The organism is Devosia sediminis (assembly GCF_016411825.1).
Classification (GTDB): Bacteria; Pseudomonadota; Alphaproteobacteria; order Rhizobiales; family Devosiaceae; genus Devosia; species Devosia sediminis.
In genome coordinates this window covers 232,540-250,491 of record NZ_JAEKMH010000002.1, presented here as the reverse complement: position 1 = coordinate 250,491, position 17,952 = coordinate 232,540, and the positions used below count along the sequence as shown (strand labels likewise).

Genomic DNA, 17,952 nt, shown 5'->3' with positions numbered 1-17,952 from the left:
TTCCCCAAACCGGGCAGAGAATAGCGGCAAGGTGTTGCGCTAGTTTGAATAAAATCTTCCGAAGGGACTACGGCTGTTCTTCGTCATTGCCCGGCTTGTCCGCGCAATCCAGTGCGCGGGGAGGTGGACCACCCGGATAAACCGGGTGGTGACGATGAACAGGGATTGCCGCTCACGGGTAGAGCCGGTCGCTCGACCACGGGGCGGTTTCGCTCTCGCGGGAGAAGCGGACGCGGTCGTGGAGGCGGAACTCGCCATCCTTCCAGAATTCGATGGCCGTGGGCACGAGGCGGAAGCCGGACCAGTGATCGGGGCGGGCCATGTCGCTATCGCCCACCATGGCCGTGAGCGTGGCCACCTCGTCCATCATCTGCTGGCGGCTCTGGAGCGGCCGGGATTGCTTGGACGTGGCCGAGGCAATGCGGCTGCCCTTGGCGCGGGAGGCGAAATAGGCGTCGGCCTCGTGGGCCGTCACCTGCTCGACGGGACCGCGCATGCGCACCTGGCGGCGCAGGCTCTTCCAGTGCATGACCATGGCCGCCTGCGGATTGGCAAGGAGCTGCTGGCCCTTGGCGCTTTCGAAATTGGTAAAGAAGCAGAAGCCGCGCTCGTCGCGCCGATTGAGCAGCACCATGCGGACATCGGGCAGACCCGACGCATCCGATGTCGCCAGGGCCATGGCATGGGGATCGTTCGGTTCACTCTCCTGGGCGAGGGCAAACCACTCTTCGAAGAGGGCAAAAGGATCGAGCTGGGAGCGGTCGCTGTCGTCGAAGAGGCGTTCGGTGAGCGTCTGCAGCATAGTGATATTTCCTGCGCGGGAGCCGCGCCGCAACTGGACAAGGGCGGGGGGCGTCGCCATATAGGACTGCAATTGCGGGACAAACAATGTCCCATGTCAAAGATTGGACCTGAATGCGCGATCCTTACACCGTCCTTGGGGTGTCGCGGTCCGCAAGCGAGAAGGACATCAAGTCCGCCTATCGCAAGCTGGCCAAGAAGTATCATCCCGACCAGAACCCTGATGACCCTTCCGCCCACGGCAAATTCGCCGAGGCGACCCATGCCTATGACCTGCTCAACGACGCCGAAAAGCGCGGCCAGTTCGACCGCGGCGAAATCGACGCCGAGGGCAATCCCCGCTTTGCCGGCTTCGGCAATGGCGGCTTTGGCAGCGCGCGCCCCGGTGCACGGCCTGGCGCCGGCGCGGGCGGCTTTTCGGCAGAGGATATTCTCAAGGAATTCATGAGCGGCTTCGGCGGCCAGCCGCGCGGCGGCGCGGGCGCACGCGGACCAACCGGGGGCGCCCAGTGGGACCCCTTTGCCGGCGCGGCAGCCGGTGGCGGCGCCGGAGCCCGCATGAAGGGCGACGACATTGTCGTCAATGTCGCCATTTCGCTCGAGGACGCGCACAAGGCGGCCTCGGTGCCGGTGCGCATGCCCTCGGGCAAGGTGCTGTCGGTCAAGCTTCCCGAGAAGGTCGAGGAGGGTCAGCAGATCCGCCTCAAGGGCCAGGGTTCGCCCAGCCCCTATGGCGAGCCGGGCGACGCGCTGGTGACGGTGAAGTTCGAGAAGTCCAAGACTTTCCGCAAGGACGGCAATGACGTCCGCACAGACGTGCCGGTGACGCTTTATGAAGCGGTGCTGGGCGCCAAGGTGCGCGTGCCGACGCTGGATGGATCGGTGGAGCTGACCCTGCCGCCGGGCGTCGACACGTCCAAGGCGCTGCGCCTCAAGGGCAAGGGCCTTTATGGCGAGGGCGATCTCTACGTGAACATCCGCGTCGTGCTGCCGCCGGGCGGCGATGCCGACCTCGAGGCGCTGGCCCGCTTCATGCGCGACCAGAAGCCCTATACGGTCAGGGACTGACGGCCAGATGGAGCGCTGCTGATGGGTCGCGCCTTCTGGGTATCCGTGATCGTCGCGGTGATCCTGATCGTCGGCGGCATGGCCCTGCTGGGCCTGCCGGGCGCAATCTACGCGCTGGTCACCGCGCCGGTTGCCGAGGCGCTCCGCGGCCTGCCGCAGGGGAGCCTCATCGAGGGCGACCGGGCCTGGCCTATGGCGATCTGGATGACCATGGTCGTGCCGCCGGCTCTGCCGCTGGCCGTATGGCTGCGGCAGTGGCTGCGGCCCGAGGCAGGATGGCTGGAAGCGACAGGCTGGGTTGCGATTGGGGTCTATCTCTGGGCGCTGGCCTTCATGCTGGCGCAGACCTTTTAGCTTCGCGGCGCGGCGGCGCGTTGCAGGCGGTCGTTGATGGCTTCGCCCAAACCCGTTTGCGGGATGGGCGCGACGGCGATGGCGGTAGCGCCTGACGCATCGAGTTCGTGCAGCATGGCGAAGAGATTGCACGCGGCTTCGTGGAGATCGCCGGTAGGCGAGAGATTGCGCATGGTGCCAGAGAAAAGCGGGGTCGGGCCGAAGGCGAGGAAAGCCTCGCCCGGCTGCGGCATCGCATCGAGGCGCAGGGCAGCGTCGGGCGCATAATGGCTCAGCATCATGCCGGGCGCGGAAATTGCCGCGCCCTTTTTCGCGCGCTCGACCGGGCGGCCGAGGCGCTGCTCGATTTCGTCCAATGCCAGGGCACCGGCGCGCAACTGGATCAGCCGCTCGCCGTCGACCGCAAGAATTGTGGATTCGACGCCGCGCTGGCTGGGCCCGCCATCAAGGACCGTCACGCGACCGGCAAAGCCCTTGCGCACCTGCTCGGCGCTGGTGGGCGAAAGCTTTCCGGACGGGTTGGCCGATGGCGCGGCCAGTGGCCGATCGGCGGCGCGCAGCAGCGCGAGAGCCACGGGGTGATCCGGCACGCGCAGCGCTACCGTGTCGAGGCCTGCGGTGACGATGTCAGAGAGGCCATGCCCGGCCCGCAGCGGCAGGACGAGGCTCAGGGGACCGGGCCAGAATGCCTCGGCCAGTTGCCGGGCCAGCGGCGAGAACAGCGCATAGCGCTCGGCCATCGCCAGGTCCGCGCAGTGGACGATCAGCGGATTGAAACGCGGGCGGCCCTTGGTTTCGTAAATCGAAAGCACCGCATCGGCATTGGTGGCATCGGCACCGAGACCATAGACGGTCTCGGTGGGAAACGCGCAAAGCTTTCCCGCGCGCAGCAGCGCTGCGGCTTCGGCAATGGCTTTGGGGTCGGGCTCGGTCATGGGGCGGTGTTTGACAAGAGGCCCTGCCCGCGTCAAGACGGGAGGACGCCTGGCGCGGTGCCGTATGGAGAGCCCTCGTGACGACGCTTCTGGTCAGCCAGCCCAATTTTGCCGATCACGCCACCCCGCAGGGTCACCCGGAGCGGGCCGATCGCATCCGCGCGGTCGAGGAGGCGCTGGCCGGTCCGGAATTTGCCGGATTGCTACGCCGCAACGCACCCTATGCCGATCTGATGCTGGCCGAACTCGTGCATGACGGCGCCTATCTCGGGCGGCTGCGCGATGCGCGGCCGGCCGAGGGGATCGGCCAGCTCGATGCCGATACCTATATTTCGGACGGGTCGATGGATGCCATCGCCACCGGGCTGGGTGGTGCGCTGATGGGGCTCGATGCGGTGCTGCTGGGCGAGGTGGAGAACGCCTTCTGCGCCATCAGGCCGCCGGGTCACCACGCGGAAATCTCAACGCCCATGGGGTTTTGCCTCATCAATACGGTGGCCATCGCGGCGCGGGAAGCGCAGCGGAAATATGGGGCGGAGCGGGTGGCGATCGTCGATTTCGACGTGCATCACGGCAATGGCACGCAGGACATCTTCAAGGACGATCCGAGCGTCTTTTATGCCTCGAGCCACCAGATGCCGCTCTATCCCGGAACGGGTCACCCGCACGACACCGGGGTCGGCAATATCGTCAACGCGGCGCTGCCGAGCCATTCGGGCGGGGAGGCCATGCGCGAGGCCTATGACCGTATCATCCTGCCGGCGCTTGATAATTTCGCGCCGGACCTCCTCCTGATCTCCGCCGGATTCGACGCCCATATCCGCGATCCGCTGGCGCAGCTCGAATGGGTGGACGAGGATTTCCGCTGGGTCACGGGAAAGTTGATGGAGGTCGCCGGACGACGCTGCGGCAACCGGATTGTGTCGCTGCTCGAAGGTGGCTATGACCTCAAGGGCCTCGCCGGGGGCGTGCGCCAACACCTGGCCACCCTCCAGGGTCGCTAAAGTGAATGTATTCTGAACGGGCGGAACGAATGGTCGACACTGCATATGACGATGTGAAATCGCTAAGCTTCGAAGCGGCGCTGGAACAGCTCGAGCAGATCGTCCAGAAGCTCGAAAGCGGCCGCGCGCCGCTGGCCGAATCCATCGCCATCTATGAGCGCGGCGAAGCGCTCAAGGCGCATTGCGAAACCCTGCTCAAGACTGCCGAGGCGCGGATCGAAAAGATCACGCTCAACCGCGACGGCAAGGCCGTGGGTACCGAGCCGCTCGACGCGAACTGATCCATGACCACGAACAATACCCTGCGCAACTTCCGCATCGTGCTGTGGGTGCTGGTGGCCGTGGCGGCCATCGGCGCGACGGCGCTTTACATGTTTCGGCCGCCCGAGCGTCCGCTGGGCGTGACGGGCCAGCAGTTCGCCCTGGCCTCGACCAAGGGTGGCACATTCACCCAGGATGACCTGCGCGGTACGCCGAGCCTTATCTTCTTCGGCTACACGTTCTGCCCGGATGTGTGCCCGACGACGCTGGCCGAAACCACCGCCTGGCGCGCGCAACTGGGGCTGACCGAGGAGGACCTCAGGATCATCTTCGTAACCGTCGACCCGGAGCGCGACACGGCGGAGATGGTTCGGGACTATGTCGAGGGCTTTGACCCCAGTGTCATCGGGCTCGTCGGCAATACCGAGGAAACCGAGAAGGCCAAGGCGGCCTTTGGCGTATTCTCGGAAAAGTCGGGCGACGTGGAAAGCGAGTTTTATCTCGTCGACCACACCGCGCTGACCTTCCTGATCGACGACGACGGCACGTTCGAGGGCACCATTGCCTATGAAGAGGCGAGCGATACGGCGCTGGCCAAGATCGAACGGCTCGTCAAGAGGTGAGCCGGACCCGGCTCGACCTGGCACTCGAAGAGCGCGGGCTGATGCCCAGCCGGGCCAGGGCGCGCGATGCAATCCTGCGCGGCACCGTGTCGGTGAATGGCGCGGCGGCGAAAAAGCCCAACCAGATGGTCGATGACGGCGATGTTTTGACCGTGGACGATCCCGCTGCCGGCTATGTTTCGCGCGCGGCGCTGAAGCTGATTGCCGGGCTCGATGCGGGCGGGATCGATGTCGCGGGCCGCACCTGCCTTGATGTGGGTTCGTCCACCGGCGGCTTTACTCAGGTGCTGCTGGAGCGCGGGGCGGCAAAGGTGTTTGCCGTAGATGTGGGGCATGACCAACTGCATGAAAGCCTCAGGGGCGATGCGCGGGTGGTGAGCCTCGAGGGTCTCAACGCGCGGGAACTGGCTCGCGAGACCATCCCCGATGTGATCGACCTCCTGGTATCCGATGTCAGCTTTGTCTCGGTGACCAAGGTGCTGGCGGCGCCGCTGGGACTGTGCGGGCCGGCGGCGATAGCGGTCATCCTGTTCAAGCCGCAGTTCGAAGTGGGGCGCGATTTTGTCGGGAGCGGCGGGATCGTGCGGGATGCCGCGGCAAGCGAGCGGGCGCTGGGCGAGGTCTTGGCTTTTGTCGAAAGCGCGGGCTTTGCGCTGCGGACCCGTGTGACGTCGCCGATTGCCGGGGGCGACGGGAATGTGGAGACGGTGCTGGTGTTTGGGCGCTAGCGTTCGCCCTAGCGCCAACACCCCCACCCATCTTTGCTACGGCCTCCGGCCTAGCTACGATACCCTCCCCACAAAGGGGAGGGAGGGATGAACAATTGCATCCAGGCATTCGATAGGTCAGTTTGCTGAGGGATATCAACCACGCCTCCCTCCCCCTTGTGGGGAGGGATCGAGGGTGGGGGTATGAGCGTCCAGCGGGCACGGCAGTTGCGCAAGGCGATGAGCGCGCCGGAAGCGAGGCTTTGGGCTGCGTTGAGGCAGTTGCGTGCGCTGGGTCACCACGTTCGTCGGCAGGTGCCGATTGGACCCTACTATGCCGATTTCGCCTGCCACCGTTCAAAGCTGGTCATTGAGGTCGATGGTGAAACCCATTTTGTCGCCGGGGCTGAAATGAGGGATGCGGCGCGCGATGCCAGGATTGCAGCGGACGGCTTTCGCGTCGTCCGCGTGCTGAATTCTGATGTCATGCGCAACCTCGAAGGCGTCATGACCAAAATCTTGCTGGAACTCGATGAAAGGTCCCCCTCGTATCGCACCCCCACCCTTGATCCCTCCCCCACCCTTGATCCCTCCCCACAGGGGGGAGGGAGACGATGAACACCGGCGACGTGCGCTAACGGATGCTATCCTCAGACCTTCCAAGCTTCGTATGGTCCGCCAGCAATCAGGGCCCAGTACATCTTGCCGGAATTGGTGCGAGCGAAGGCGAGGCCGAATTCGGTGAAGCGGGTGGAGAGCAGTGTGTTGCGATGGCCTGACGACGCCAGCCATCCTTCGATGGTGGCCGGGAGGGTCTTGTAGCCCTTGGCGACATTTTCGCCCACGGCGAGCAGATATCCCGCCTCGGTAACGCGCTGGCGCAGGGTGACGCCGAGATCGTGGCTCAATTTGTCCTGGCTGGCCATCAGCCGGGCCTGCGAGCGGGCGGCGGTTTCCAGCGACGGATTATAGGTCCAGGGGCCGGCGCCATTGGCGCGACGCACCTGGTTGATGGTGGCGACGATCTGCTCGCGCGTCAGGTCCTCGGGGCGGTCGGACACCTTTGCCGGCAGCGGTGGAATGGTGGCGGCACAGGCCGAGACCAGCGAAGCCGTGCCCAGGATAATGACGGCGCGGCGGGAAAGGTTGGGCATGGGTGTCAGGCCTGATCGTATGCGCTGAGAAGATTTGGGAGGCATGCCAAAATGCCGGTGATCGGCTGCCCCTCGGCCAGGTCCCAGGACGCGGACAGAGCCGCGTGGGCGCAGGCCCAACCCAGGATGCGCTTGCGCGGATAGCCGAGGCGCTGGGAGAGGATGTCGGCACGGGCAGCGATGCGCTGCGGATCGGCCGCCATGTTGTCGGCATTGATGGGATTGATGAAGACATTGGCGAGTTCGTAGGCCGGATCGCCCAGGACACCCTTGGGGTCAATGGCGAGCCAGCCACGTCCTGAGGACAGGATATTGTCGTGATGGAGGTCGCCATGAAGCGGCACCAGCGCGGTCGGGCGATCAAAGAGCCGCAGGGCAATGCCGCTGGACCGCGCATAAAGGTCGCGCGCGGTATGTGGCCAGGTCCGCACGTCGGACTTGAACAGAGGCTCGAAGCGCTCACGCAATGGCTGCAGTTCCGGCAGGTCGCCATCGCGCGGGCGATGCAATTGGCCGACGAGGGTGGCAATGGCGATGGTGGCCTCGTCGTCGCGGCCGGCGCGGGCGGCATCGCCCAGGGTGCCGCCATCGAGCCATTCCATGAAGATGGTATTGCCGTGAATGTCGAAGACAGTCGCGGCGCCATCGCCGGCATACCATTGCAGGAGACGGGAGCCCCTGCCCTCTTCCTCGGCCACAACGGGCTTGAGGATTTTGAGGGCGGCGTGGTTGCGGCCATTCTGCTCGACGCGGAAAATCCAGCTACGCGGCGTTTCGGCCACCGGCGTGGACTTGGTCAGCGACCAGCGGATCAAAGCGCGGCTGAGCGCCGTTTCGACGGGAGACTGATTCATCATGGCGCCATTAGAGCAGAAGCGGGCGAGCGATTCGACGGCACTGTGCAGGTCGCGCGAGAAGGTGATGAAAGTGAGGCGGGGGTGGAGTTCGGGAGACGCCGACACCCCTCCCCAGCGCCGCTACGGCCTTCCGGCCTAGCTTTGCTACCCTCCCCTCAAGGGGGAGGGTGACGATGAACCCCGGCAATCAGGCCTGCGCCTCCCTCCCCTTGAGGGGGAGGGTGACGATGAACACTGGCATCAACACCCGCAGCCCTCGAACTACCCGATCTTGTAGGCGTCCTTGGCGGCCTGGTAGCTCAGGTGGACGGCGATGTCCTGGGCGGTGGACTTGCTGATGCGATTTTCGCCGACCCAGCGCCCGAGGAAGCCGCAGACTTCGCGGCGCCAGACGTCGTGGCGGGCGGGAATCGAGAGCAGCGCGCGGGTGTCGTCGTTGAAGCCGGCCAGGTTGTAAAAGCCGGCGGTTTCGACGACCTGGTCGAGATAGCGACGGATGCCCTGCGGGCTGTCGTGGAACCACCAGGGCGGCCCGATCAGCAGGCTGGGCCAGTAGCCGGCCATGGGCGCCAGTTCGCGGGCATAGGTGGTTTCGTCGAGGACGAACATGATGAGCTTGAGGTTCGGCTCGTTGCCGCAGCGGCCGAGCAGCGCACGGAGACCGCCGACATAGTCGGTGGGGCCGGGAATGTCGGCGCCCAGATCGGCACCACGTTCGCCGAAGAGCAGCGGATCGGTATTGCGGCGAGAGCCGGCATGGAGTTGCATGACCATGCCGTCCTCGACGGAGAGCAACGCCATTTCAGTCATCATCTGGGCGCGGAAGAGCTCGGCGTCATTGGCGTCGTGCTTGCCGGCCAGGACCTTGTCGAGCAGCGCCTGCTTTTCGGGCGCCGAAAGATCGGCGGTGTTGGCGGTGGGCACGCCATGGTCGGTGGCCACGGCGCCGAAGCGGCGGAAATATTCGCGCCTATTTCGGTGGGCATTGATGAGGCCAGACCAGGTGGAAACATTCTCGCCGGTCAGTTCGCCGAACTTCTGCAGGTTTTCGACGATGGCGGCGCGGCTGGGGTCGCAGACGTCATCAGGACGGTAGGTGGTGCGCACCTGGCCGATAAGGCCCTGCTCCAGCATGGACTGGTGATGGGTCAGGGGATCGAGCGCGAACTCGGTGGTGGCGATGACCTCGACCTTGAAGTTGTCGAGAATTGCGCGCGGCAGGAGATCGGGCGAGGACAGCTTGGCGTCGATGGCGTCATAGATGCTGTCGGCGGTGGCGCCGGACAGTTCCTCGGTGATGCCGAAGACGGCGTGGAGCGAATGATCGATCCAGGTCTTAGAGGGCGTGCCGGCAAAGAGATAATAGTTGTCGGCAAAGAGCCGCCAGGCCTTGCGTCCGTCGGCCTCGACGGGCTTGCCATCCTTGCGGGGAATGCCCAGCGCGTCATAGGAAATGCCGCGGCTCTTGAGCATGCGCAGCACGTAATGATCGGGCGTCAAAAACAGCGCCGTCGGGCTGGCGAAGCGGCCGTTCTGGGCGAACCAGGACGGATCGGTGTGGCCGTGGGGGCTGACGATGGGCAGGTCCTTCACCGCCGGATAAAGATCGCGCGCGATGGATTGCGCGGGCTCGGACGCGGGGAAGAGACGATCGGGATGGAGATGGCTTGGCTGGGTCATGGCAGCGGTTTTGCCATGTTCGCCCGGCGGTTTCAATATCTACCATACAAGATGCGATTACATGGTGTTTGAAACAAATTAACCGCGTTTCGAGGCTGCGGTTCGCTGGCGCCCGGGGCGGGCGTATCGTCGGCACCGAGGGTGAGAAACAGCTCAGCAAGGCGGCTGCCCAGCAGAGGAACGGCGTTGACGAAACGCCGGCAAGCGGGGCGGAAGCATGGCCAATCTCGACAGCGAACATCTCACCGATATGGACAGCGTCCGGCGCGCCGTGCGCCGCAGCGCCCATGCGCAGCAGGCGCGGGTCATGCTGCTGGCGGCTGGTCTCAGCGCCTTCGGCATGGTGGCAGTGGCGGCGACGCTTCTTACAAATCTGATCTAGGGCGGTTGATGCGTCGATTTTGGCGCTGACGCACGTGGGCCAATACATTCACAGTGTCATCCCGGCGAAGGCCGGGATCCATCTTGAGATCTCAGGATGGGCCCCGGCCTTCGCCGGGGTGACAGCCGCGTTTGGGGGATGTCTTGTGTAGGCGGCTGGGCTGTCCCTTGAAACCGTCGCCGCTGCACTTATCTAAAGCTGCAAGGGCGCAGCGCCTCCCCCCGGCGCGCGTCCCAAAGCTCGGCGAAACCCGCATGCGGGGCGCGGTCTCCCTCCCCCGGCGACCCGCAGCGCTGGCGCCAGAGCCAAAGGCCCGGATCCCTCCAACGAGATCCGGGCCTTTTCATTTTCCGATCACATGGCGCCGAACAGGGCCTTCTGGGCGATCTTCAATGCACCGATGGCATCGTGGCGGCTCTGGGCTTCCTCGAGCGCATCGACGTCAAGGGCATCGAGACCCTTGGCTGCGGCCTTGAGGAAATCGATGGCGTGAGTGGCCGTCGCGACCGAGTCCTCGCGGAACGGGAACTGATCGAGCTGCCAGACGCCTTCCCACTTGTTCTTCTTGAGGACGTAGAAAAACTCGAAGAGCTCGATTGGGTGGAGGCTGCCGGCGACGAGATCGTCGTCCCAGGAGCGGTAGTTGTCGTTGACGTCCATGCCGAAGAGGCGGCCGTGATCGATGGCGAGCTGGGCCGAGTCAGCGGCCGATTCACCGCCCATGATGGCGTGGCCGAAATCCAAGAGGATGCCGACGTTCGGGAGGCCGATCTTTTCGATACCGAGAATGGTGCGGGCGACCGAACCGAAACTCATGCGCACGCGCGGTTCGCGCGGCTTGTATTCGATGACGAATTTGAGGTCGGGGTTTTCGGAAGCGAGCTGGCCGACGCCGTCGAGCGAGCGCTGCCACTGGGTCGAATAATCGACCTGGAAGGGGTAGTCCCAGCCGTCCTGGCCGGGCCAGAGCTTTACGTAATCCGCCTTATGGAAGCGGACGACGTCGCAGGCGGCGGTGACGAGTTCGTGGGCCTTGCGGCGGATGCCGGCGTCGGGGTTGGTGAAGGCGCCCTTGACGAAATCGCGGGTGTAGATTTCGGGCGTGATGCCAATGACCGAAAGATTGTTGCGATCAAGCGCGGTCTTGATCTGCTCGTTCGAAAACTCGCCGCCAAAATAGGGCCAGTTGAGATCGACGACCGAGAGGTCCTTGACCTGGCCGGCGAGGTCGATGGCGTCGATGATGGTGCGGGGCGTGCCGTAGCCGTCGGTGGCGTAGCGATCGAGATAGGTGGCGAAATGCCAGATGCCGGCGCCGAAGCGTGGTGTGGTCATGGGTTTCCTCCGGAAGTCTGCTTATCATTGGTAGCGAGCGTCTGCGCCACGGCAGTGAGCCAGCGCTGGCGGTGTGTGGATCGGGAAGTCTCGTCCATCTGCGGGGCGAAGTGACCGGCAGCGGGGACGCCGGGCATGGAAATGCCGAGGGAGGCAAAGGCCAGGGCCGCGGCGCCGAGGGCGCTGACTTCGGGCGCGGCGGCAGCGGCCACGGGCCGGCCGAGGATGTCGGACTGGAACTGCATGACCAGCGGATTGCGCGAGGCGCCGCCATCGGCCCGAAGTTCGCCCAAGGGAGAGCCCATGTCGGCCTCCATGGCGGCATAGACATCGGCGACCTGGAAGGCGATGGCTTCCAGGGCGGCGCGGGCGAGGTGCGCGGGCTTGGTGCCCAGCGTCATGCCGGTGATGGTGCCGCGCGCATCGGCCCGCCAATAGGGCGCTCCGAGGCCAACCAGCGCCGGGACGAAGGCGACGCCATTGCTGTCTGGGACGGTTTGGGCGAGGGCCGAGAGGGCGGCGGCATCGGCAAGGCCCAGGAGTTCGGCGGCAAAGGCGGCCGTCTGTCCGGACACAGAGATATTGCCCTCGAGCGCGTGCTGCACGACCCCGTTCTGGCTCCAGGCGATAGTGCTCGATATACCATGGCGCGAACGCACGCGCTGCGGCGTCAGCGCCATCAGCGACGTGCCGGTGCCATAGGTGGCTTTGACCGTGCCCGGCGCGCGAACGCCATGACCGAAGAGGGCTGCGTGGGAATCCCCGATCATGGCACGTACCGGTGTACCAGGAGGCAGGGCACAGACCCCGGCGGCGACACGGCCAAACTCGGAATCGGAGGAGCGCACTTCGGGCAGCATTTTCGGCGGCACATCGAAGAGAGCGCAGAGGTCAGCATCCCAGCTCAGCGTTTCGGTATTGAAGAGCTGGGTGCGGGAGGCGTTGGAATGATCGGTGGCGTGAACGGCGCCGCCGGTAAGGGTCCAGAGCAGCCAGGCATCGACCGTGCCGACGCGGAGTTCGCCAGCTTCGGCGCGCTGGCGGGCGCCGGGGACATTGTCGAGCAGCCAGGCGATCTTGGCGGCGGGGAAGAGCGGATCGAGCGCGAGGCCAGTCTTGGCTTCGATGGCGTCGGCATAGCCGGCGGCGCGGAGGGCGTCGCATTTGGGCGCGGAGCGGCGGCACTGCCAGATGATGCAGGGGCCGATGGGCTGACCCGTCGCGGCATCCCAGACCACGATGGATTCGCGCTGATTGGAGATGCCGATGCCCTGGATTTCGGCGGTGCCGGCCTTGGCGACGACTTCCGAGATAACCTGTTTCACGCCATCGACCAGCGCGGAGGCCGATTGCTCGGCCCAGCCGGGCTGGGGATAGGTGACCACGTTGGGCACCGAAGCCTGATGATGCACGCTACCGGTGGCATCCACCAGCAGCGCCTTGGTGTTGGTGGTGCCCTGATCGATGGCGAGGATCAGCCCGGAGGTCATTTTTTCCGCGCGATGGTCTGGCGAACGGCGTCGGCGATGCCAGCTTCATTGAGGCCGAAATGGTCGAACAGCCACTCGGCCGAGCCGGTGGGCACAAAGCCGGGGAAGCCGAGAATGCGCATGGGCACGGGATTGGTGGTGGCGACGACTTCGGCGACGGCTCCGCCGAGGCCACCGCGCACGGAATGCTCTTCGACGGTGACAATGGCCCCGGTTTCGGCGGCAGAGGCAATGACGGCCTCGTCCAGCGGATTGACCGTCGCCATGTTGACGACGCGGGCAGAGATGCCTTCGGCGGCAAGGGTTTTCGCAGCGGCGACGGCGCGGTGGACCATGGTGCCATTGGCGATGATGGTGGCGTCGGTGCCTTCGACCAGCGTCTCGGCCTTGCCGATTTCGAACTTTGCCCCTTCAGGCCGTTCGAGTGCCGGGACGGCCATGCGGCTGACGCGGACGAAGACCGGGCCGTCATGGGCCGCAGCGGCCTTGATGGCTTCTGCTGTCTGCCACGGGTCGGCCGGGACGATCAGCTTCATATTGTTGAAGAGACGCAGCCAGGCGAGGTCTTCGATGGAGTGATGGGTCGGGCCCAGCTCGCCATAGGCGACGCCGGAGGATTGGCCGATCAGCTTCACGTTGACATTGGAATAGGCAATGTCGGCCTTGACCTGTTCGAGGGCGCGGCCCGTGATGAAGCACGATGCGGCCGAGACAAAGGGCACCTTGCCGCCATTGGCAAGGCCGGCGCCGACCGCGACGAGCGTCTGCTCGGCAATGCCGACATTGACCATGCGATCGGGGAATTTCTTGCGGAAGTTACCGAGCTTGGACGAACCGACGCTGTCGCTGACCACGGTGACGATGCGCGGATCGGCTTCGGCCAGGGCCTCGATGGTGGCGGCAAAGCTGTCGCGGCAATCGAAGAAACCGCTTTTGGAGGGGGCAGCAGCGCTCATCAGACAAGTTCCCGCATGGCTTGTTCGTATTGTTCCTTGTTGGGCACGCCGTGATGCCAGGCGACATTGTCATGCATATAGCTGACGCCCTTGCCCTTGAAGGTATTGGCGATGACGCAGAGCGGCTTGCCGCGACCCTTGGGGGAGGCAGAGAGCACGTCCAGCAACTGGGCATGATCGTGACCATCGACCATTTCGACATGCCAGCCGAAGGCGCGCCACTTGTCGTCGAGCGGATCGAGCGAGGCGGTGTCCTCGGTGCGGGCCCCCTGCTGCAGGCGGTTGCGATCGATGATCAGGGTCAGGTTTTCGAGCTTGCGATGGGCGCAGGTGAGCGCCGCCTCCCAATTGCTGCCTTCCTGCAATTCGCCATCGCCGGTCAGCACGAAGGTGCGGAAATCGGCGTTGTCGATCTGGCCGGCAATGGCGATGCCTGTGGCAACCGGCAGGCCATGGCCGAGGGGACCTGTATTGGTTTCGACACCGGGCAGGTAATTGCGGTTGGGGTGACCGTTGAGCATGGAGAGCGGCTCCATATAGGTCGACAGGTCCGCCTCCGGGAAATAGCCGGCTGCGGCGAGCACCGAATAAAAGGCGCCGGTGCAGTGGCCCTTGCTCATGACGAAGCGGTCGCGATCGGGATCGCGCGGCTTTTTCGGATCGTAGCGCAGGACGCCGAAATAGAGCGTGGCCAGGATGTCGGTGGCACTGAAATCGCCGCCCGGATGGCCTTGCTGGGCCTCGTAGACCATCTGGAAGCTGCGGCGGCGAATCCACAGCGCCTTGTCGGCAATGGCGGCAACCTGGTCGTTGCGAAGATCGGGGGCAGTTGAGGTCACGAGAAACTTTCCTGTCGCGGCACCATGGCCGGTCTGACACGTGCGGCAAACGTACCGCCCGGCCAAGCATGCTGGCAACGAGAAAATTTGTGATTTTTTGCGTTTCTGATTTTGCCGTTTCAAATCAGCGTTCTAGCGGAGTTTCGGCGATCCTTTGTGACCCCCGCCCGCATTGACAGGGCGGTTTTGACATGATGGTCATGGACAAAACGAAAATAATCGCAATGTCGCACGTTGCGAACGAGGAGTGCCGGAATGAGAAAACGGTGGCTGGCCCCGGTGGCCCTGGCCCTTTTCCTGCCTGCCCTGGCGGGCTGCAAGATCGTGCAGATCGCCGACCAGGAAGCCGCCGCGCCCGCCGGGTTCAACGCCACGGCCTATGCCGAAGGGCTGTGGATCGAGCAAGCGCTTCCGCATTTTACGGAAACGGCGCGGCCGGTGGCGGAGGTGTTGCCGGCCATCGTCGGGGACCTGCCGTCGGCGGGGGCGGAATTCGGCTATCGCCCCGGCGAGGGCTCGCCCTGGAGCTTTGTGGTTACTGGCACGGGCGTGGTGGCGGCCAAGAATACCGAGTCGCGGGCGGGGACGATGGAGGTAACGGTCGAGGGTCTCCCTGATCCGGTGGTGCTGCAGATCGGACCGGTCATTCGCGGCAATGCGGTGCGTGACGCCCTGCCCTTCGTGTCGTTCCAGGATTTTACCAACCAGCTCGAATTCGCCGATGCGGGCAAGGCACTGACGGCGATTGCGCTGGCCGCAACCGCGCCCATCTCCGAAGCCATCGCGGTGGGCGATACCGTTGTATTCACCGGCGCAATCAGCATGGCCAATGCCTCGGACCGGCTGCAGGTGACCCCGGTCGTGCTGGAAAAGACCGCGCCATGAGCGAGGTGGTCCTTTCGGCGCGCGGCATGACCAAGGCTTTTCCGGGCACGCTTGCGCTCAACGAGGTGGATTTCGACGTCCATGCCGGTGCGGTCAATGTGCTGATCGGGGAGAATGGCGCGGGCAAATCGACGCTGATGAAGATCCTGGCCGGGGTGGAACAGCCGACCCTGGGCACCATGACCATGGCTGGCGAGACAGTCAGCTTCGGCTCGATCCGCGATGCCGGCAAACACGGCATCGGCATCGTCTTCCAAGAGCTCAATCTCTGCCCCAATCTCAGCGTCACCGAGAACATCTTCCTCGGGCGCGACATTACCAGAGCCGGCTTCCATATCGACCGGGCGGCGCAACGGGCGCGGGCGGCCGAACTGATCGGGCGGCTGGAGCATGATATCGACCCCGATGCGCTGGTGGGCGACCTGATGATCGGCGAACAGCAGATCGTCGAAATCGCCAAGGCGCTGGCCGAGGATGCGCGCATCCTGATCATGGACGAGCCGACTTCGGCCCTTTCGGCCTCGGAAGTGGAAGTGCTGTTCAAGGTGATCGGGGAGCTCAAGCGCTCGGGCGTCGCGATCATCTACATTTCGCACCGGCTGGAAGAGCTGATCCGCATCGGCGACTATTTTACCGTGCTGCGCGACGGCAAGCTTGCCGCCACCGCACCCAGGGCGGACGTCACCATCCCCTGGATCATCGAGAAGATGCTGGGCGCCGGCGAAGTCGTGGCCAAGCGGCCGCCGGCCATCGCGGCGGGCGCTGCCATTCTGACGGTCGACAATCTGTCGCTCCCCGGACGCGGCCATGGGCTGGCACTGGATGATGTCTCGGTGTCGTTCCGGACCGGGGAAATCACCGCCATCTACGGACTGCTCGGCGCCGGGCGCACGGAACTGTTCGAGAGCCTTTATGGCCTCAGGCGCAATGCCAAGGGCTCGGTGCGGCTCGACGGGGCCGAGCTGGGCGGGCATTCGATCACCAGTCGCATGAAGGCGGGCCTGTTGCTGGTGCCCGAGGACCGGCAGCGTGACGGCTTGCTGCAGAACCTGTCGGTGGGCGGCAATCTGGGGATCGCCAGCCTCCGCCGCTTCACCAAATTCTTCTCGATTTCCAAGGCCGAGGAAGCGCCGCTCCTGAAACAGGTGATCGACCAGTTGCGCATCAAGACGGCCGGGCCGGATGCGCCGATCACCTCGCTCTCGGGCGGCAACCAGCAGAAGGTCGTGATCGGCAAATCGCTGCTCACCGAGCCGCGGGTGCTGCTGCTCGACGAACCCAGCCGCGGCATCGATATCGGCGCCAAGGCCGAGGTGTTCTCGACCATGCGCGACCTGGCCGACCAGGGGCTCTGCGTCGTCTATACGACCTCGGACCTCAAGGAGACCCATGCCGTGGCCGACCGCATCCTGGTGATGGCCTATGGCCGGATCACTGCCGACCTGCGCGCCGACGAGGCGACCGACGAGGCGCTGGTGCGCGCCTCCACCTACAAACTCGAACAATCAGCCGCCTGAGGTGCCACACATGTCCGCTGCAACCGTATCTGCGAAATCCGGCGCCAATGGCAATCAATCGGCCCTGCTGCTGGTCCTCAAACTCCGCACCTTCATCGCGCTGATCGCGGTGACGCTGTTCTTTGCGCTAATGGCACCGAACTTCGTTTCGGTGGCCAATGCCATCATCATTTCCAAGCACGTGGCGATCAACGCGATCCTCGCCATCGGCATGACCTATGTGATCCTAACCGGGGGCATCGACCTTTCGGTGGGCTCGATCGTGGGGCTGACCGGCATGGTGGCGGGTGGCCTCTTGGCCCACGGGCTGCAACTGCCGATGCTCGGGATCATCATTTATCCCAATGTGCTCGAGGTGATCTGCATTGCCCTTCTGGTGGGCACGGCGATCGGGGCGATAAACGGACTATTGGTGACCAAATTAGGGGTGGCGCCCTTCATCGCCACGCTGGGCACGCTCTATGTGGCGCGCGGCGCGGCCTTGCTGCTGTCGGGCGGCTCGACCTTTTCCAACCTCGTGGGCAAGGAGGAGCTGGGCAACCAGGGCTATCCGATCATCGGCTCGGGCAATGTGCTGGGCATTCCGGTTTCGGTGCTGATCCTGATCGTCTTGGCGCTGGTCGCCGCCTATGTGGCGCAGCGCACGCCGTTTGGCCGCAAGGTCTATGCCGTGGGCGGCAATGAGCGGGCCGCCGCCCTTTCGGGCGTGCGCGTCGATCGCATCAAGATCGCCGTCTACATGATTTCGGGGTTCTGCGCCGCCGTGGTGGGGCTGATCGTTTCCTCGCAGCTCGTGGCCAGCCACCCGGCGAGCGGCGAGACCTTTGAGCTCAACGCCATTGCGGCGGCCGTCTTGGGCGGGACGTCGCTTTCCGGCGGGCGCGGGCTCATCGGCGGGACGATTATCGGCGCCTTCGTCATCGGCGTGCTCAGCGATGGCCTCGTGATGATGGGCGTGTCGGAATTCTGGCAGATGGTGATCAAGGGGCTCGTGATCATCGCGGCCGTGGTGCTGGACCAGTTGCAGCGGAGGCTTGCCGCCAATTCGCGCCAAGGCTAGACCAAGCGGCAGGGCTTTCGGGGAGCGATCATTGGCCGATTCCA

The 17,952-nt window shown here is 64.8% G+C and carries 20 protein-coding genes; 11 read left to right on the top strand and 9 right to left on the bottom strand.

Features of this window, described 5'->3' with window-relative positions; genetic code table 11:
• Positions 1-172: 172 nt before the first annotated feature.
• Positions 173-802 (bottom strand): pyridoxamine 5'-phosphate oxidase, encoded by a 630-nt coding sequence (gene pdxH, locus JEQ47_RS08520; protein ID WP_198875991.1) that lies wholly within the window; start codon positions 800-802, stop codon positions 173-175.
• A 113-nt stretch (positions 803-915) separates the two neighbouring features.
• On the opposite strand from pdxH, the gene JEQ47_RS08515 reads away from it, so the two are divergent.
• Entirely contained in the window at positions 916-1,869 is a 954-nt protein-coding gene (locus JEQ47_RS08515; protein WP_198875990.1) for a DnaJ C-terminal domain-containing protein, read from the top strand.
• Positions 1,870-1,890: 21 nt separating this feature from the next.
• Complete coding sequence (locus tag JEQ47_RS08510; protein ID WP_198875989.1) at positions 1,891-2,223, top strand: hypothetical protein; 333 nt, start codon at positions 1,891-1,893, stop codon at positions 2,221-2,223.
• Here JEQ47_RS08510 and JEQ47_RS08505 read toward each other — a convergent pair.
• Complete coding sequence (locus tag JEQ47_RS08505) at positions 2,220-3,158, bottom strand: L-threonylcarbamoyladenylate synthase (RefSeq protein WP_198875988.1); 939 nt, start codon at positions 3,156-3,158, stop codon at positions 2,220-2,222. The genes JEQ47_RS08510 and JEQ47_RS08505 overlap by 4 nt on opposite strands.
• Before the next feature lie 77 nt (positions 3,159-3,235).
• Here JEQ47_RS08505 and JEQ47_RS08500 point away from each other — a divergent pair, with 77 nt between their 5' ends.
• The 5 genes from JEQ47_RS08500 (at position 3,236) to JEQ47_RS08480 (ending at position 6,371) form a co-directional block, all read left to right on the top strand.
• Complete coding sequence (locus tag JEQ47_RS08500; RefSeq protein WP_198875987.1) at positions 3,236-4,162, top strand: histone deacetylase family protein; 927 nt, start codon at positions 3,236-3,238, stop codon at positions 4,160-4,162.
• A 29-nt stretch (positions 4,163-4,191) separates the two neighbouring features.
• Positions 4,192-4,443, top strand: coding sequence for an exodeoxyribonuclease VII small subunit (locus JEQ47_RS08495; protein WP_198875986.1), 252 nt, complete (start codon positions 4,192-4,194; stop codon positions 4,441-4,443).
• Positions 4,444-4,446: 3 nt separating this feature from the next.
• Positions 4,447-5,046: an SCO family protein gene (locus JEQ47_RS08490; RefSeq protein ID WP_198875985.1), complete on the top strand. Its 600-nt coding sequence runs from the start codon at positions 4,447-4,449 to the stop codon at positions 5,044-5,046.
• Positions 5,043-5,774: a TlyA family RNA methyltransferase gene (locus tag JEQ47_RS08485; RefSeq protein WP_328768584.1), complete on the top strand. Its 732-nt coding sequence runs from the start codon at positions 5,043-5,045 to the stop codon at positions 5,772-5,774. The genes JEQ47_RS08490 and JEQ47_RS08485 overlap by 4 nt, the downstream gene beginning before the upstream one ends.
• Positions 5,775-5,957: 183 nt before the next feature.
• Positions 5,958-6,371: an endonuclease domain-containing protein gene (locus JEQ47_RS08480; protein WP_198875984.1), complete on the top strand. Its 414-nt coding sequence runs from the start codon at positions 5,958-5,960 to the stop codon at positions 6,369-6,371.
• A 32-nt stretch (positions 6,372-6,403) separates the two neighbouring features.
• Here JEQ47_RS08480 and JEQ47_RS08475 read toward each other — a convergent pair whose 3' ends face one another.
• The 3 genes from JEQ47_RS08475 to uxaC form a co-directional block, all read right to left on the bottom strand.
• The gene (locus JEQ47_RS08475) at positions 6,404-6,907 is read right to left on the bottom strand and encodes a CAP domain-containing protein (protein ID WP_198875983.1); all 504 of its coding nucleotides are present in this window, start codon (positions 6,905-6,907) and stop codon (positions 6,404-6,406) included.
• Positions 6,908-6,912: 5 nt separating this feature from the next.
• Entirely contained in the window at positions 6,913-7,761 is an 849-nt protein-coding gene (locus tag JEQ47_RS08470; protein ID WP_198875982.1) for an aminoglycoside phosphotransferase family protein, read from the bottom strand.
• Between the two features lie 264 nt (positions 7,762-8,025).
• Positions 8,026-9,444: a glucuronate isomerase gene (uxaC, locus tag JEQ47_RS08465; RefSeq protein ID WP_198875981.1), complete on the bottom strand. Its 1,419-nt coding sequence runs from the start codon at positions 9,442-9,444 to the stop codon at positions 8,026-8,028.
• Between the two features lie 217 nt (positions 9,445-9,661).
• Between uxaC and JEQ47_RS08460 the strand changes: the two genes are divergently transcribed.
• Entirely contained in the window at positions 9,662-9,826 is a 165-nt protein-coding gene (locus tag JEQ47_RS08460) for a hypothetical protein (RefSeq protein WP_198875980.1), read from the top strand.
• Between the two features lie 354 nt (positions 9,827-10,180).
• Here the strand turns inward: JEQ47_RS08460 and JEQ47_RS08455 are convergent, their stop codons facing one another.
• From JEQ47_RS08455 to JEQ47_RS08440, 4 genes are read right to left on the bottom strand one after another with little or no spacing between them, the layout of a single operon-like run.
• A complete protein-coding gene (locus JEQ47_RS08455; protein WP_198875979.1) occupies positions 10,181-11,161 on the bottom strand; it encodes a sugar phosphate isomerase/epimerase family protein in 981 nt (326 codons plus the stop codon).
• Positions 11,158-12,651 carry an FGGY family carbohydrate kinase gene (locus JEQ47_RS08450; protein ID WP_198875978.1) on the bottom strand — a complete coding sequence of 498 codons (1,494 nt, stop codon included), beginning with the start codon at positions 12,649-12,651 and terminating at the stop codon, positions 11,158-11,160. Before JEQ47_RS08450 ends, JEQ47_RS08455 begins: the two co-directional genes overlap by 4 nt.
• Positions 12,648-13,607, bottom strand: coding sequence for a transketolase family protein (locus JEQ47_RS08445; RefSeq protein WP_198875977.1), 960 nt, complete (start codon positions 13,605-13,607; stop codon positions 12,648-12,650). Before JEQ47_RS08445 ends, JEQ47_RS08450 begins: the two co-directional genes overlap by 4 nt.
• The gene (locus JEQ47_RS08440; RefSeq protein WP_198876820.1) at positions 13,607-14,359 is read right to left on the bottom strand and encodes a transketolase; all 753 of its coding nucleotides are present in this window, start codon (positions 14,357-14,359) and stop codon (positions 13,607-13,609) included. Before JEQ47_RS08440 ends, JEQ47_RS08445 begins: the two co-directional genes overlap by 1 nt.
• Positions 14,360-14,701: 342 nt before the next feature.
• Here JEQ47_RS08440 and JEQ47_RS08435 point away from each other — a divergent pair, with 342 nt between their 5' ends.
• From JEQ47_RS08435 to JEQ47_RS08425, 3 genes are read left to right on the top strand one after another with little or no spacing between them, the layout of a single operon-like run.
• Positions 14,702-15,331 (top strand): DUF2291 family protein, encoded by a 630-nt coding sequence (locus JEQ47_RS08435; protein WP_198875976.1) that lies wholly within the window; start codon positions 14,702-14,704, stop codon positions 15,329-15,331.
• Entirely contained in the window at positions 15,328-16,848 is a 1,521-nt protein-coding gene (locus JEQ47_RS08430; protein WP_198875975.1) for a sugar ABC transporter ATP-binding protein, read from the top strand. Before JEQ47_RS08435 ends, JEQ47_RS08430 begins: the two co-directional genes overlap by 4 nt.
• A gap of 10 nt (positions 16,849-16,858) precedes the next feature.
• Positions 16,859-17,908, top strand: coding sequence for an ABC transporter permease (locus JEQ47_RS08425; protein WP_198875974.1), 1,050 nt, complete (start codon positions 16,859-16,861; stop codon positions 17,906-17,908).
• Positions 17,909-17,952 lie beyond the last annotated feature (44 nt).